The organism is Streptomyces sp. DSM 41931 (assembly GCF_050271085.1).
GTDB classification, from domain to species: Bacteria; Actinomycetota; Actinomycetes; order Streptomycetales; family Streptomycetaceae; genus Streptomyces; species Streptomyces albogriseolus.
The window spans coordinates 6,405,397-6,418,844 of the sequence record NZ_CP189902.1 but is presented as its reverse complement, the minus strand read 5'-3'; the positions used below and the strand labels follow the sequence as shown (position 1 = coordinate 6,418,844).

14 protein-coding genes are annotated in these 13,448 nt (G+C 71.7%); 9 read left to right on the top strand and 5 right to left on the bottom strand.

The annotated features are described in order from the left end of the window. Positions 1-182: 182 nt before the first annotated feature. From ACP7TJ_RS29365 to ACP7TJ_RS29350, 4 genes are all read left to right on the top strand, one after another. Positions 183-893, top strand: a complete 711-nt coding sequence (locus ACP7TJ_RS29365) for a TetR/AcrR family transcriptional regulator (protein ID WP_167744499.1) — start codon at positions 183-185, stop codon at positions 891-893. 56 nt (positions 894-949) lie between these two features. After that, the gene (locus ACP7TJ_RS29360; RefSeq protein WP_427766581.1) at positions 950-1,468 is read left to right on the top strand and encodes a DUF4334 domain-containing protein; all 519 of its coding nucleotides are present in this window, start codon (positions 950-952) and stop codon (positions 1,466-1,468) included. After that, entirely contained in the window at positions 1,465-2,556 is a 1,092-nt protein-coding gene (locus ACP7TJ_RS29355; protein ID WP_427766578.1) for an NAD(P)-dependent alcohol dehydrogenase, read from the top strand. Before ACP7TJ_RS29360 ends, ACP7TJ_RS29355 begins: the two co-directional genes overlap by 4 nt. 86 nt (positions 2,557-2,642) lie before the next feature. Then, on the top strand, positions 2,643-3,839 hold the full coding sequence (locus ACP7TJ_RS29350) for a TetR/AcrR family transcriptional regulator (protein ID WP_266403116.1): 1,197 nt from the start codon (positions 2,643-2,645) through the stop codon (positions 3,837-3,839). 70 nt (positions 3,840-3,909) lie between these two features. Here ACP7TJ_RS29350 and ACP7TJ_RS29345 read toward each other — a convergent pair whose 3' ends face one another. From ACP7TJ_RS29345 to ACP7TJ_RS29335, 3 genes are all read right to left on the bottom strand, one after another. Further along, positions 3,910-5,148 (bottom strand): oxygenase MpaB family protein, encoded by a 1,239-nt coding sequence (locus tag ACP7TJ_RS29345; RefSeq protein ID WP_093767382.1) that lies wholly within the window; start codon positions 5,146-5,148, stop codon positions 3,910-3,912. A gap of 197 nt (positions 5,149-5,345) precedes the next feature. Next, entirely contained in the window at positions 5,346-6,257 is a 912-nt protein-coding gene (locus tag ACP7TJ_RS29340; RefSeq protein WP_427766574.1) for an oxygenase MpaB family protein, read from the bottom strand. Positions 6,258-6,313: 56 nt separating this feature from the next. After that, a complete protein-coding gene (locus tag ACP7TJ_RS29335; RefSeq protein ID WP_427766571.1) occupies positions 6,314-6,661 on the bottom strand; it encodes a deoxyxylulose-5-phosphate synthase in 348 nt (115 codons plus the stop codon). Between the two features lie 158 nt (positions 6,662-6,819). Between ACP7TJ_RS29335 and ACP7TJ_RS29330 the strand changes: the two genes are divergently transcribed. Further along, the gene (locus tag ACP7TJ_RS29330) at positions 6,820-7,647 is read left to right on the top strand and encodes an SDR family NAD(P)-dependent oxidoreductase (protein WP_427766568.1); all 828 of its coding nucleotides are present in this window, start codon (positions 6,820-6,822) and stop codon (positions 7,645-7,647) included. A gap of 3 nt (positions 7,648-7,650) precedes the next feature. Here ACP7TJ_RS29330 and ACP7TJ_RS29325 read toward each other — a convergent pair whose 3' ends face one another. Next, complete coding sequence (locus ACP7TJ_RS29325) at positions 7,651-7,887, bottom strand: hypothetical protein (protein WP_093767379.1); 237 nt, start codon at positions 7,885-7,887, stop codon at positions 7,651-7,653. Positions 7,888-8,021: 134 nt separating this feature from the next. On the opposite strand from ACP7TJ_RS29325, the gene ACP7TJ_RS29320 reads away from it, so the two are divergent. The 3 genes from ACP7TJ_RS29320 to ACP7TJ_RS29310 all read left to right on the top strand — a co-directional run bounded on the left by ACP7TJ_RS29320 (position 8,022) and on the right by ACP7TJ_RS29310 (position 9,926). Next, entirely contained in the window at positions 8,022-8,759 is a 738-nt protein-coding gene (locus tag ACP7TJ_RS29320; RefSeq protein ID WP_167744492.1) for a nitroreductase family protein, read from the top strand. 130 nt (positions 8,760-8,889) lie between these two features. Then, a complete protein-coding gene (locus ACP7TJ_RS29315; RefSeq protein WP_427766564.1) occupies positions 8,890-9,747 on the top strand; it encodes a helix-turn-helix domain-containing protein in 858 nt (285 codons plus the stop codon). Next, positions 9,744-9,926, top strand: a complete 183-nt coding sequence (locus tag ACP7TJ_RS29310) for a DUF397 domain-containing protein (protein WP_427766561.1) — start codon at positions 9,744-9,746, stop codon at positions 9,924-9,926. Before ACP7TJ_RS29315 ends, ACP7TJ_RS29310 begins: the two co-directional genes overlap by 4 nt. Positions 9,927-9,933: 7 nt before the next feature. On the opposite strand, the gene ACP7TJ_RS29305 is transcribed toward ACP7TJ_RS29310, so the two are convergent. Beyond that, entirely contained in the window at positions 9,934-10,176 is a 243-nt protein-coding gene (locus tag ACP7TJ_RS29305; protein ID WP_093767446.1) for a hypothetical protein, read from the bottom strand. Positions 10,177-10,448: 272 nt separating this feature from the next. Here ACP7TJ_RS29305 and ACP7TJ_RS29300 point away from each other — a divergent pair, with 272 nt between their 5' ends. After that, the gene (locus ACP7TJ_RS29300; protein WP_427766558.1) at positions 10,449-13,412 is read left to right on the top strand and encodes a carbohydrate binding domain-containing protein; all 2,964 of its coding nucleotides are present in this window, start codon (positions 10,449-10,451) and stop codon (positions 13,410-13,412) included. Positions 13,413-13,448: the final 36 nt, after the last annotated feature.

Here is a 13,448-nt window from a genome sequence, read left to right as displayed (position 1 = left end):
AACGCGAGACGGTCAACTCCCCGTGCGGGACTTGTTTTTCCGGGAGATGACGGGGAAAGTGACTCCGGGTCGGCCGTCGTGGGCCACGCTCTCCTGAACGATCGCTAAGTGCGAACAGGGAGGTGAGCCGGACCGCACCGCCGTACGATGACGCCGACCGCCGCAGCCCCGGAGGAGAGCCGTTGAACACCGCGCCCAGCCAGGAGACCACCCCGTCGGCGGGACACTGGCGCTCCTACGGCCCGCTCGACCTGCACCCGATCCTGATGCACGCCATGCGGGCCTTCAACGAGCACGGGTACCACGGCACATCGGTCCGGGACATAGCCGGCCGGGTGGGGGTCACCGTGCCCGCGCTGTACTACCACTACGAGAACAAGCAGGCGCTGCTGGCGACGCTCCTGGAGACGTCCATCAAGGACGTCCTGGACCGCTGCCGGGCGGCCGCCCGGGAGGCCGGGGACGATCCGCTGGCCCGCTTCTGCGGCATGGTCGAGTCGATCGTCCTGTACATGGCCCACCGCCGCCAACTGGCGTTTCTGGACACGGAGATACGCAGCCTGGAACCGCAGAACCGGGCCCGGTACGTCGCCCTGCGCGACTATCTGGAGCACATGCTGCTGGACACGGTCGAGGAGGGCCGCGCCCAGGGTGTGTTCACCACCCCCATCCCGGCCGACGCGGTGCGCTCGGTGCTCGTGATGTGCCAGGGCGTCGCCAACTGGTTCCGCGAGGACGGCCCGCTCACCGCCGAGGAGGTCGCGGAACGGCATGTGCTGCTGAGCCTGGGCACCGTGGGCCACCCGGCCGCGGTCGCCGGCGACGTCGTCCTGCCGTTCCCGCGGCGGACCCCGCCGGGGCGGGGCGCGGCGTCCCGCGGGTCGTCGGGCTGAGGCACTCCGGGTCCTGACCGCGCCGGCCCGCACCGACCGACGAGAGGACACCTGTGATGGACGTGCACGAGGCGCGAGCCCTGTTCCGCGAGCTCCAGGAGCGGGACGGCCGGGTCGACCCCGGCGAACTCGACGCGATCTGGGCCGTGCTGCCGACGGCCCGCCCCGAGGAGATCCTCGGGGCGTGGAAGGGCGGCGAGTTCGACACCAGACACCCGCTCAACGGCGTGCTGGAGAAGGCGGGCTGGTACGGCAAGACGTTCCACTCCCTGCGCGACGCCAAGCCGCTGATGTGCCGGAACGAGGCGGGCGAGCTGTACTCCGACACCGAGCTGGGGCAGGGCGAGGCGAGCCTGTGGACGGTGGAGTTCCGCGGGGAGTCGACGGCCACGATGGTGTACGACGGGCGGCCGGTGTTCGACCACTTCAAGTGGGTGGACGACAGCACGCTGCTGGGCATCATGAACGGCAAGGACGTGCCGCCCGAGGGTCCGTACTACTACTTCTACCTGGAGCGTGCTCCCGAGTCCGGGAGCGGCGTCCGGTCCCGGCCCGGCGCCGGAGAGGGCGCGTGAGACGGATCCGCGCGGCGGTCGCCGAGACGCCGGGCGCCCCGTTCACCGTGGGGGACCTCGACCTCGGCGAGCCACGTCCGGACGAGGTGCTGGTGCGGATGACCGCGGCCGGCATCTGCCACACCGACCTGGGCATGCGGGACACCTGGCCCGGCCGGCTCACCCCGATGGTCTTCGGTCACGAGGACGCGGGGCGGGTCGAGGCGGTCGGCGCGGAGGTGAGGGGTGTGGCGCCGAGCGACCGGGTCTGCCTCACCTTCGCGAGCTGCGGCGCGTGCGAGCAGTGCGCGGCGGGCCATCCCGCGTACTGTCTCCACGCGCGGACCCTGAACTTCTCCGGCGGGCGCGCCGACGGCACCACTCCCCTCTCCCGCGACGGCACACCCGTGCACGGCGGCTTCTTCGGCCAGTCCAGCTTCGCCACGCACGCCGTGGTGCGGGAGCGGGGCCTGGTCCCGGTGCCGGCGGACCTGCCCGACGAGGTCGCGGCGCCGCTCGGGTGCAGCGGGCAGACGGGCGCGGGCACGGTACTCAACCGGCTGCGGCCCGAACCCGGAGCGTCCCTGGTCGTGACGGGGGCGGGCGGGGTCGGGCTGAGCGCGGTGATGGCGGCGGTGGCGGTGGGCTGCGACCCGGTGGTGGCGGTCGACCCCGTCCCCGCGCGCCGCGCCCTGGCCGTCGAGCTGGGCGCGAAGGCGGCCCTGCCTCCGGGGGACGGTCTGGTGGCGGCGCTGCGGGACCTCACGGGCGGCGGGGCGCACCATGTCGTGGAGACGACGGGCCGCCCGGAGGTGGCCCGCCAGGCCGTCGCCGTGCTGCGCCCGCGCGGCGAGCTGGCGCTGCTCGGTCTGGGCGGCGAGGTGACGTTCGACGTGATGCCGCTGCTGGCCAAGGGGGTGCGGGTGCACGGGGTGATCGAGGGCGACTCGCATCCCGGCCGCTTCCTGCCGGACCTGGTGGGCCTGTGGCGTCGTGGCCTGTTCCCGCTGGAGACGCTGGTCACGACGTTCCCGTTCGAGGAGATCGGGTCGGCGGTGAGGGCGATGGAGGAGGGCGGGGTGGTGAAGCCGGTGCTGCTGTTCGACTGAGGGGGCCGGAGGGGCGTCCGGCCGCCGGACCGTACCGGAAACGGAGGGCACCCGGCCGCCTCACCCCGTGTGATTGACTGAACGCCATGGCTCCCGCCTCCTCGTCCGCCCGCTCGGCCGCGCCCGCCGAGCCGGTTCCGGCCACGCGGCCCCGTAACCGCAGACAGCTGATCGTCGAGGCGGCCGGGCGGGTGTTCAGCGAGCGCGGCTACCACACGGCCTCCATGGAGGAGGTCGCCGCGCAGGTCGGCATCTCGGCGGCGGCGCTGTACCGGCACTTCCCCAACAAGTACGCCCTGTTCGCGGAGTGCGCGGACGTCATGGTGGACGGGCTGGTCGAGGCGCTCGACGAGGTGCCGCCGGGGGCGAGCCTCACGGACGTGCTGACGGCGCTCACCCGGATCACCGTGGCGCACCGCGCGTCGGGGGGTGTGTACCGCTGGGAGGCGCGCTACCTCAACCGCGAGGACCGCCGGCGGCTGCGGGTAAAGTTCGGGCGTCTGGTCGAGCGGGTCGAGGAGGCGGTGCGGCGCGAGCATCCGCTGCCGGACGAACGGCTGCGGGCGGTGGCGGCGCTCGGCGCGATCGGATCGATCACGATGCACCACACCTCCATCGCCCAACGCCGCGCGGAGGAACTGCTGGTGGCTGCCGCGCTCGGGGTGGCGGCGAGCGACCCCGCGGCGGTGCCGCCCGAGGCGCACCCGGTGGAGCTGCCCGCCCGGCCCGTCCCGCGCACCCGGCGCGCGGAGATCCTCGCCGCGTCCGTGCCGCTGTTCGCGCGCAACGGCTTCGCCAGCGTCACCAACGGGCAGATCGCGCAGGCGGTGGGCCTGACCCCGTCCGCGCTGTACCGCCACTACCCCGGGAAGATCGACATCCTGGCGGCGGCCTGCCTCCAGGCGGCGGCGCTGCTGTCCCAGGGGGTGGAGCGGAACCTCCAGGGGGTGGCCGGGCCGCGTGCGGCGGTCGTCGCGCTGGCCTCGACGTACGTGGCGTACAGCTTCGAGCACACCGAGCTGAACAGCGTGGCCGAGGCCGAACTCGGCGGGCTGCCCGACGCCTTGCGGCGGCCGGTGGTGCTGGCGCAGCGGGAGCACATCGCCGTGTGGGAGCAGCAGCTGCGGCAGGCCCGTCCGGAGCTGGGCCCGCGGCAGACCCGGGTGCTGGTGCACGCGGGGTTCGGGGTGGTGGTCGAGGCGGGGCGGGCCCTGCGCTGGCGGGACACCCCGGAGCACCGCGAGACGGTGACCGCGCTGGTCCTGGGCGCGCTGGGCGTGTGACCGCGCCCGGTGTCCCGCCCCTGGGCCCGGTGGCCGCGGGGCGGGCGCACGCGTGCGCGGCTCCGCACGCTCAGCCCGGCCGGTTGCCGGTGGGGATGGTGATGGGCGTGGTGGTGCCGGAGGAGCCCTTGTTGAGGAACAGCATGGCCAGCGCCCGGATGAACTGGTCGAACATGTAGAAGGTGCTGGGCATCACGGGCGACAGCCCCTCGCGGAAGAGGATGAACGCCGGCCAGGCCGTACGGACCAGGGCGGCGGCCGCGTAGTCGCGGCGCAGGCCGAGCCAGTCGCCGACCTGGTCGCTGAGGACGTAGCGCACGAACTCGTTGAGGAAGCCGCGGGTGACGCCGAGGTCGACCTGCGCGGTCAGGCCGAGCAGGTCCTCCGCGAGCCTGATGCCCTCGGTCGACGGGCTGAGGACCGGGGTGAGGACCTGCCGCGACTGCGCGAGGGCCTCCGCCCAGGTCTTCGGGATGTGCTCGTAGGGCACGCCGAGCAGATGGACGGCGACCTGCCACATGTGCAGGAAGGCCTCCTGGTCGGCGGCCGGGTACGGGATCCTCCACTCGAGCAGCTTCTGGTGCACGTAGGTGCCGAGGCTGTGGAAGGTGACGAGGATGTCGGCGGCGCTGATCGGAATGGACTCGTCGGCGACGGCCTTCCAGTGCGGCGACTGCGGCAGCAGATGCCGCACGGCGGCGTGCACCACGCGGGTCTTGTTCGCGGTGACGACGAACTGCCCGGTCGGCTTGAACGCGCCGAGCTCGGAGAGGTCGTAGCCGAAGGTGAACGTCTTGGCCGCGCGGTCCTGCATGTCGGCGCCGCCCGCCGACCAGTAGACGCTTTTGGCCTCGCGGGGGATGACGGTGCTCATGATGCCGCTGCCGAGGCCGTACAGCATGAACAGGTACGTGTCGCGGCGCCGGTTGAAGTCCGCGGCGCGGGCCAGCTTGGTCTGGTCCGCCCAGGAGGGCAGCCGGTTGACCTGCGTCAGGTAGGCGGTGAAGTCGGAGGGGAGGCCGCCGGGGATCGGGTCGTTGTTGTTCACCCAGGACTCCCAGGCCCGGTTGATCGCCGGGACGTGGCCGCCCTCGATCATCCGGGCCATCAGCGGGTCCGCCGCGTCGTCCCAGATCCACTCGGGGCCGGGCCCTGCGGCGGCCCCGGCTCCGGCTTCGGTGAGGGCTCCGGTCCCGGCGGTTCCGGCGGCCGGGCCGGCCGACGCCCAGGCGGGCACGGGCGCCGCGGCGCCGGCGAGGCCCAGGGCGACACCGAGGGTCAGCGCCCTTCTCCTGCTGAGGTTCTCCATTGACTTACCTGCTTCCCTGAGGGGGAGGGACAGTTCGGGATGCCTTCGCAGACTTGCCAGTTGCGCGACAGATGCGTGTGGAACCTCGTCGCACGGATGTGATTTTCGATTAACATAGCGAGGGTCGCGGCGGTGGGCAATGGGCATGACGGAGGTGGCCGACCGAGGTCGGTGACCGAGGGCCGGGGACCGCGGCGTCAGGCGCGGGCGGCGCGGCGTGCGGCGTAGGCGACGGGCAGGTAGCGGAGCCGTTCCGGCAGGCGCGGCACGACGGTGCGGACGACGCGGCCGAACAGCCGCAGCCGCCGCTCGTCCCGCGGCGTCCAGGGAATGTCCAGCCGCTCGCGGGCGACGGGCGGCAACAGCCCCTTGGTGACGAAGACTTGTAGCCGCAGCAGGGCGGGCCGCAGTACGGGCCAGAGCAGCCGCAGTGCCGCCCCCGCCCCGTCCGGCGGCGGCACGGACCGGCGCGGGTCGAGCAACTCCTCGACGACGACGGTCCGTTCGAGCTCGTCGTGGACGACCGCGTCGAAGTAGGTCCAGAACTCCTCGACGGATCCCGGCATGTCGCGCTCCCGGATGCCGAGGATGCGCCCCAGCCGGCGTGCCTCCGCGTGCAGCCGCCGCTCCCCCGCCTCGTCGAACGGGCGGAACAGATACTCGGCGGCCCGCAGGAAGACGGGGAAACCGGTGGCGTGCACCCAGGCGTAGGGGGCGGGGCTCAGCGCGTGGTACGGGCGCCCCCGGGTGTCGGTGCCCTTGATCTCCCGGTGCAGCCGGCGCAGCCGGCGCCCCTCCTCGACGGCGCGGTCACCGCCGTAGATCCACAGCTGCAGCGAGTCCAGCGAGCGGCGGGCGCGGCCCCAGGGGTCGGTGCGGAAGACGGAGTGCTCGTCGACGCCGGCCCCGACGGCCGGGTGCGCGACCTGGAGGACGAGGGCGGCGGGGAGGTACAGCAGGACACGGATGTCGCCGGTCATGTCCCAGATGAGGGTGCCGGGGGTGAACGGGAGGGGTTCGGCGCGCTCGGTGCTGAGCGTGCGGTCGCCGCCCGGTACCGGCGCCGGTATCTCCTCGCCGGCGGACTGCGCCGCCCGTCCCGTGTCCATACCTCCAGCCTCCCACGCCCCTGCCGTAGCGGTCCGGGCGCGTCCGGCCGGGGTCGTCAGGGCAGCTCGGGACGGACCAACGCCCTCGCGATCGGCTCCCCCGTGCGCCTGGCGTACGCCATCCGCTCGCGCACCTCCCGCAGCGTGCGCGGACGGTACCCGGGCCCGCCGCAGCAGCTCTTGTGGAAACGGACGCCGGCGTGCAGCAGCACGGACAGCACCCGCCACCCCTCGGTGTCCCGGCGCGGCGGCGCGGCGAAGGCGGCGCCGACGTGGATCAGCGTCCCGGCACAGTGCGGGCAGACCCGCCGGTCGACCTCGCCGTCCCGCGTCCGCGCCGGAAGCGGCTGCTTGTAGGAGGCCCGGCACGGCAGGCAGACGAAGGAGGTCTTGGCGGGAGGCATGGGGAGGAGGGTAGAGGGAGACGTGACGCCGCCTCCAGGCCTTTTCGACGCCGGCGGGACGGCTGCCGCCGCGTTTCGCTCGCGCCCCGCAGGGACACCCGGCGCAGGTCGGACGGCGGTCCGGCCGCGCATCACCCGGCGACGGAGGGATCACGCCCATGAGCTGGCACGACACACCCGGCACGGCCGTCGTCACGGGGTCCTCGTCCGGTATCGGGTGGGAGTACGCGACCCGGCTGGCGGCGCGCGGCTGGGGGCTTGTGCTGGTCGCCCGGCGGGCCGAGCGGCTGGACGTCCTCGCGAAGGAGGCCCTCAAGGAGGGCGCGGCCGGCGTCGAGACGCTGGTGGCGGATCTGGGCAGCCCGGAGGACCTGTCGCGTGTCGTGGAGCGGGCGGCCGGGGACGACATCGACCTGGTGGTCAACAACGCGGGGATCAACGGTTACGGCCCGTTCGCCGAGGTGGACGCCGACCTGCTCACCAGGGTGCTGAACGTGAACGTCGTGGCGCTCACGGCGCTGACCCGGGCCGCCGTGCCCGGCATGCTGGCGCGCGGCCGGGGCGCCGTGATCAACGTGGCGTCGCTGCTGGCCTTCGCCGGCGACCTGCCGCCGGACCCGCTCCCCCGGCGGGCCGTCTACGCCGGGTCCAAGGGGTACGCGGTGACGTTCACCCGTACGCTGGCCGCCGAGCTGGCCGGCACTCCGCTGCGGGTGCAGGTCGTGTGCCCCGGGCTCACGGCGACCGAGTTCCACCTCGGCGACGGGGACGCCCCGGTGCGCGGCGAGCGGCGCGTCCACGACGAGGGCGGCATGCCCGCGTCGGACGTGGTGACCGCGTCCCTCGCTGGCCTGGAGGCCGGTGAGGTGGTGTGCGTGCCCGGTCTGACGGACGCGGAGGCCGTGGCCCGGCTGGCGAAGGCGGAGCTGGGCCTGCGCGCCGGGTCGGGCAGCCGTATGGCTCCCCGCTACTCTCACGGAGAGTGACGGTCAGGCGCTGTCCGCCAGCTCGGCGTGTCCCTGCGCGCGGGCGCAGTGGGCGCAGCAGAAGAACTGGCCGCCGACCTGATGGCCGTGGCCGAGCACCTTGCACCCGCAGTTGTCGCAGATGGGCGCCAGTTTGTGGGCGGCGCACTCGATGCTGTCGAACGTATGGGCGGAACCGTCGACCATGTGCACCTCGAAGGAGAGGGCGTAGTCGTTCCCGCACACTTCACAGACCGCCATGATCCGCTCCCTTCCGCAGTACGGGCCGAGTACCGCGCCGGGCGCGACGTCATGCGCGGGAAATGCGGGACCGACGGTCCCGCGTTCAAGCAGAGCCGTCACACAGGAAGTTCACAGTCCCTACACTCCCGATCATGACAACTGAAACGCCTCTCACCGGGGCCGTGGCCGACGACGCCGCCGAGCCGTCCCTCTTCGCGACCATGTCCACGATGCGGGCGATGCGCCGACTGCGCCCCGACCCGGTGCCGGAGGAGCTGCTCGACCAGCTGATACAGGCCGCCGTGTGGGGCCCCAGCGGCGGCAACATGCAGCGCTACCAGTACGTCGTCGTCACCGACCGGACGGTCATGGCCGAGCTGGCGCCGCTGTGGAAGCGGTGCGTGGACGCGTACCTGGCCACGACCGGCAAGTACGCCCCCGAGGGCATGGACGAGGCCGCGTACGGGCGCATGGTCGCCGCGATCGAGTACCAGCGCGACCACTTCGCCGACACGCCTGCGCTGATCATCCCCTGCTACCAGTTCCCCGCGCCGAGGATCGAGGAGGAGGGCCTGCGGATCTACGCGGAGGCGCTGGGCGCGGAGGCGACGGAGCGGATGGGCCGCATCCAGGAGCGGTTCTCCGCCCTCGCGGAGGGCTCCTGCGTCTACCCGGGCGTTCAGAACCTGCTGCTCGCCGCGCGCGGACTGGGCCTGGCGGCCAACATCACCATCTGGCACCTGTTCCTCGAGACGGAGTGGAAGGCGGCGCTCGGCATCCCCGAGGACATGAACACGTTCGCGGCGATCCCGGTGGGGTGGCCCCTGGGCAACTTCGGGCCGGTCCGGCGCCGGCCGGTCGCGGAGGTCGTCCACCGGGACCGCTGGTAGGACGCACGACGCGGTACGGCGGACGTACGCGTGCTGTACGGCCGCCGTACGGCTCCGCCCGCGTGGCCGGAACGGCGGCTCGCTCGTTGTGCTCCACGACGGATCACGGTGCGGTGGAGCAGGGGGCGCGATGGGCAGGACGACCCAGCGGGAGTGCGGTACGGCCGGCCGGCGCGGGCCTGACAAGGAGCGTCCGGCGGCGTGGAGCGCCTACGGCAAGCTGGTCCGGCTCTTCCGCGAACGCGCGGGGCTCACCCAGCAGGCCCTCGCGGACGCCATCGGCTACTCCATGGAGCAGGTCGCCTCCGTCGAGCAGGGCCGCCGCCCGGCGAAGGCCGTCTTCACGGAGGCGGCGGAACGCGTCCTGGACGCGGGCGGGGCGCTGCGGGTGCTCCAGCCGGACGTGGACCGGGCGAAACTCCCCCTGTTCTTCCAGGACTTCGCCCTCCTGGAGGCGGAGGCGGTGAGCCGCTTCTCGTACGACCCGATGCTGGTGCCGGGGTTGTTGCAGACGGAGGCGTACGCCCAGTCGCTTCTTGAAGCGCACTTCCCTCCTCTGGACGGGGAGACGGTCGAGCAACGGGTCGCGGCGCGTGTGGCCCGGCAGTCGCTGCTGACCCGCAAGAACCCGCCGATCGTCTTCGTGTTCATCGTGGAGGAGTCCGCGATCCGACGCCTGATCGGCAACGCCACCGTGATGCGGCGGCAGTTGGCACGCCTGCTGGAGTGTTCGGCCATGCGCAACGTGGAGCTGCAGATCATGCCCACGACCCGAGGTGCCCACAGCGGGCTCAACGGTCCCATGGTGTTGTTGGAGTCGACCGACCGCAAACAGCACGTCTATGTTGAAGCCCAGGACATCGTGAGTGTGAGGTCCGACCGACATGAGGTGAGCGAGTTCTGGCTTCGGTATGGAACGCTGCGAACGCAGGCCCTCAACACCGAGGAGTCCTCGTGCCTCATCCAGCGCATGGTAGGGGAGCTATGAGCATCGACCTTGAGTGGGTCAAGAGCAGCTACAGCGGAACGAGCGGTGGCGACTGCGTCGAGGTGGCCGTCCGTGAGGACACCGTGTACGTGCGGGACTCCAAGGCCGTCGAGGCCGGCCCCGTGCTGCGGGTCGGCCGCGACCCGTGGGCGGCCTTCGTGGCCCTCGCCGCCGAGTAGTCAGCAGTCAGGCGCCGCCCCACCCGCGCATGTGCCGGTCGACCGCTGCCCGCACCTGCTCCCGTAGTCCGTCGTGCTCGGCAGGGTCCATGCCCTCCGCCTCGAACACGGCGTCGGTGAAGCCGTCCGCGTCGGTGGGCGGCGCCTCCTGCAACCGCCGCATGTCGTCCGGCGGCAGACAGAATCCCAGGTCGACACAGAGTTCGTAGAGCAACTCCCCCACGTCGGCCCGCACATCGCGCTGAGTCATCACACCAGCATGCCCGGACGCGCCACCGGTTCGCTCCCCGCTTTCCGGCCCTGCAAGGCGCTGCAAAGTGCCTGCAAGTTGTTGCGAGCACCCACTTGATACAGGCCGGAGCCTGGCTCCCGCACGCCGGAAAGTTGAAGCGCACCCCCTTCACACTCCGGTATCCCGACGGTAACTTGCCGCTGAAGCAAGGGCTTTCAGCAATTTTCCGTTCGGACTTGCACGTTCCGCCCTCTCCACTCCCCACACCCGCGCTCCCTCTGGAGACACGCATGAGACGCACCCGCACGCGGCTCCTCGGGCGGCCGCTGGCCGCCGGCGCAGCCGCCGTCACCCTGCTCGGGCTGCTCACCGTCCCCTCCACCACCGCCACCGCGACCTCCGACGCGGCCGGCGCCACCGCGACCGTCTTCTACTCCACGACGACCAAGAACTGGGACCGCTATCACCTCCACTACGCGCCCGACGGCGGCCCGTGGACCACCGTGCCCGGGGTCGAGATGGAGGCCGCCTGCACCGGCTGGGTGAAGAGGACCGTCGACCTCGGCACCGCCGAGGGCCTACGGGCCACCTTCACCGACGGCTCCGGCACCTGGGACAACAACTCCGGCCGCGACTACGCCCTCGGCACGGGCGACATCACCGTCAAGGACGGCGTCGTCGCCCACTCCGACCCCTGCGCGGCCCCCGACGGGGAAGGCAACAGCGCCACCGTCTACTACTCGACCCGCACCCTCGGCTGGACCACCGCCAACATCCACTACCGGCCCGCGGGCGGCGCCTGGACCACCGTGCCGGGGATCGGTATGCGGCCCGTCTGCACCGGGTGGTGGAAGCAGGACCTCGACCTCGGCGCCGCCACCTCCCTCACCGCCGCCTTCAACAACGGCAACGGTGTCTGGGACAACAACGGCGGCGGCGACTACACCATCCCCGCCGGTGTCTCCACCGTCGCCGACAGCGAGGTCACCCGCGACGCGGACGACCCCTGTGCCGGGCAGGCGCCCGACACCCAGGCGCCCACCGCCCCCACCGGCGTGACCGCACGCGCCGACGGCGTCTCCGTCGTCCTCACCTGGGAGCCCGCCGACGACGACACCGGCGTCACGGCGTACCAGGTCACCCGTACGGGCGGGACCAAGGGGGACGTCGTCTCCGACGTCGGCTCCACCGTCTTCTCGGACACCGGTCTCGAGGAGAACACCGCCTACACCTACACCGTCCGCGCCGTCGACGCCGCCGGCAACGCCTCCCCCGCCTCGGCCTCCGCCACCGCCACCACCGGTACCAAGCCGTCAACGCCCGCCGCGGGTAGACCCCTTGGCACCGACCCGCGCAAGGACCCCATCTACTTCGTGCTCACCGCCCGCTTCCATGACGGCGACCCCGCCAATAACCGCGGCGGCAGCCAGCACGAGAAGTCCGGCAACGCGGCCAACGACGACCCCATGTTCCGGGGCGACTTCAAAGGACTGGTCGAGAAGCTCGACTACATCAAGGCGCTCGGCTTCTCCGCCGTCTGGATCACCCCGGTGGTCCTGAACCGCTCCGACTACGACTACCACGGTTACCACGGCTGGGACTTCTACAAGGTCGACCCGCGTCTGGAGTCCGCCGGCGCCTCCTACCAGGACCTCATCGACGCCGCCCACGCCAAGGGCATGAAGATCTACCAGGACGTCGTCTACAACCACTCCTCCCGCTGGGGCGCCAAGGGGCTGTTCACCCCGACCGTCCACGGGGTGCGCGACGCGCAGTGGAGCTGGTACTACGACGAGAAGCAGCCCGGGTTCGAGTACGACGGACTCACCGTGGAGCCCAAGAGCGGCAAGTCGTACTACAACGGCGACCTCTGGTCCACCGCCGAGCCCTCCGGCAACACCTGCGTCAACTGGGGCGTGCCCACGGGCGGCAGAAGCCCCGAGGGTTACACCCTCTACAACTGCCAGTGGCCGAGCCCCACCTCCGGCATGTTCCCCAAGGCTCTCTACCACCAGTGCTGGATCGGCAACTGGGAGGGCGAGGACTCGCGTTCCTGCTGGCTGCACGAGGACCTCGCGGACTTCAACACGGAGAACGCGCAGGTGCAGAACTATCTGATCGGCGCCTACAACAAGTACATCGACATGGGCGTCGACGGCTTCCGCGTCGACACGGCCGTGCACATCCCGCGCACCACCTGGAACCGCCGTTTCCTGCCCGCCATCCAGGAACGCGTCACCCAGCGGCACGGCGCCGAGGCCGCGAAGAACTTCTTCGTCTTCGGCGAGGTCGCCGCCTTCGTCAACGACAAGTGGAACCGCGGCTCGGTCAACCACTCCGCGCAGTTCTACACGTGGAAGGAGCGCAAGGAGTACAGCGCCGACGACGAGAAGGCGGCCCTGGAGATGTACGACTACGAGCAACAGCAGGGCACGGGCAACCAGCCGACCTCCACCAACGCCTTCCTCGACGGCAACACCTACCACGCCCCCGACCACAGCCGCTTCTCCGGCATGAACGTCATCGACATGCGGATGCACATGAACTTCGGGGACGCGAGCAACGCCTTCCACAACGGCAAGGACTCCGACGACAGTTACCACGACGCCACGTACAACGTGGTCTACGTCGACAGCCACGACTACGGCCCCAACAAGAGCAGCGAACGCTACACCGGCGGCACCGACGCCTGGGCCGAGAACATGTCCCTGATGTGGACCTTCCGCGGCATCCCGACGCTCTACTACGGCTCGGAGATCGAGTTCCAGAAGGGCAAGAAGATCGACTGCGGCCCGAGCTGCCCGCTGGCCACGACCGGCAGGGCGTACTACGGCGCTCATCTCGCCGGTGAGGTGAAGGCGTCCGGCTTCTCGCAGGTCGAGTCCGCCTCCGGCGCCGTCGCCACCACGCTTCAGCAGCCGCTGGTCAAGCACGTACAGCGCCTCAACCAGATCCGCCGTGCCGTGCCCGCCCTCCAGTCGGGCCAGTACTCCACGGCCGGCATCAGCGGCGACATGGCCTTCAAGCGCCGCTACACCTCGGGCGGCACCGACAGCTTCGCCCTGGTCACCGTCTCGGGCGGCGCCACCTTCACCGGCATCCCCAACGGCGCCTACCGCGACGCGGTCACCGGCGACACCCGCACCGTCACCGACGGCACCCTCACCGTCGCCGCCCCCGGCAAGGGCAACCTGCGCGTCTACGTCCTCGACGGGCCCGGGAAGATCGGGGTGGACGGCCCCTATCTGAAGTAGCGGTGTGACGGGAGGAACGGGAGGAAGCAGAACGAC

Excerpts from the sequence above, each read along its gene's own strand:
- ACP7TJ_RS29360 (WP_427766581.1), top strand. The coding sequence starts at position 950 with ATGGACGTGCACGAGGCGCGAGCCCTGTTCCGCGAGCTCCAGGAGCGG.
- ACP7TJ_RS29335 (WP_427766571.1), bottom strand. The coding sequence starts at position 6,661 with ATGCCTCCCGCCAAGACCTCCTTCGTCTGCCTGCCGTGCCGGGCCTCC.
- ACP7TJ_RS29315 (WP_427766564.1), top strand. The coding sequence starts at position 8,890 with ATGGGCAGGACGACCCAGCGGGAGTGCGGTACGGCCGGCCGGCGCGGG.
- ACP7TJ_RS29305 (WP_093767446.1), bottom strand. The coding sequence starts at position 10,176 with ATGACTCAGCGCGATGTGCGGGCCGACGTGGGGGAGTTGCTCTACGAA.
- ACP7TJ_RS29300 (WP_427766558.1), top strand. The coding sequence starts at position 10,449 with ATGAGACGCACCCGCACGCGGCTCCTCGGGCGGCCGCTGGCCGCCGGC.
- ACP7TJ_RS29345 (WP_093767382.1), bottom strand. The coding sequence starts at position 5,148 with ATGGAGAACCTCAGCAGGAGAAGGGCGCTGACCCTCGGTGTCGCCCTG.
- ACP7TJ_RS29310 (WP_427766561.1), top strand. The coding sequence starts at position 9,744 with ATGAGCATCGACCTTGAGTGGGTCAAGAGCAGCTACAGCGGAACGAGC.
- ACP7TJ_RS29350 (WP_266403116.1), top strand. The coding sequence starts at position 2,643 with ATGGCTCCCGCCTCCTCGTCCGCCCGCTCGGCCGCGCCCGCCGAGCCG.
- ACP7TJ_RS29325 (WP_093767379.1), bottom strand. The coding sequence starts at position 7,887 with ATGGCGGTCTGTGAAGTGTGCGGGAACGACTACGCCCTCTCCTTCGAG.
- ACP7TJ_RS29340 (WP_427766574.1), bottom strand. The coding sequence starts at position 6,257 with ATGGACACGGGACGGGCGGCGCAGTCCGCCGGCGAGGAGATACCGGCG.
- ACP7TJ_RS29320 (WP_167744492.1), top strand. The coding sequence starts at position 8,022 with ATGACAACTGAAACGCCTCTCACCGGGGCCGTGGCCGACGACGCCGCC.
- ACP7TJ_RS29330 (WP_427766568.1), top strand. The coding sequence starts at position 6,820 with ATGAGCTGGCACGACACACCCGGCACGGCCGTCGTCACGGGGTCCTCG.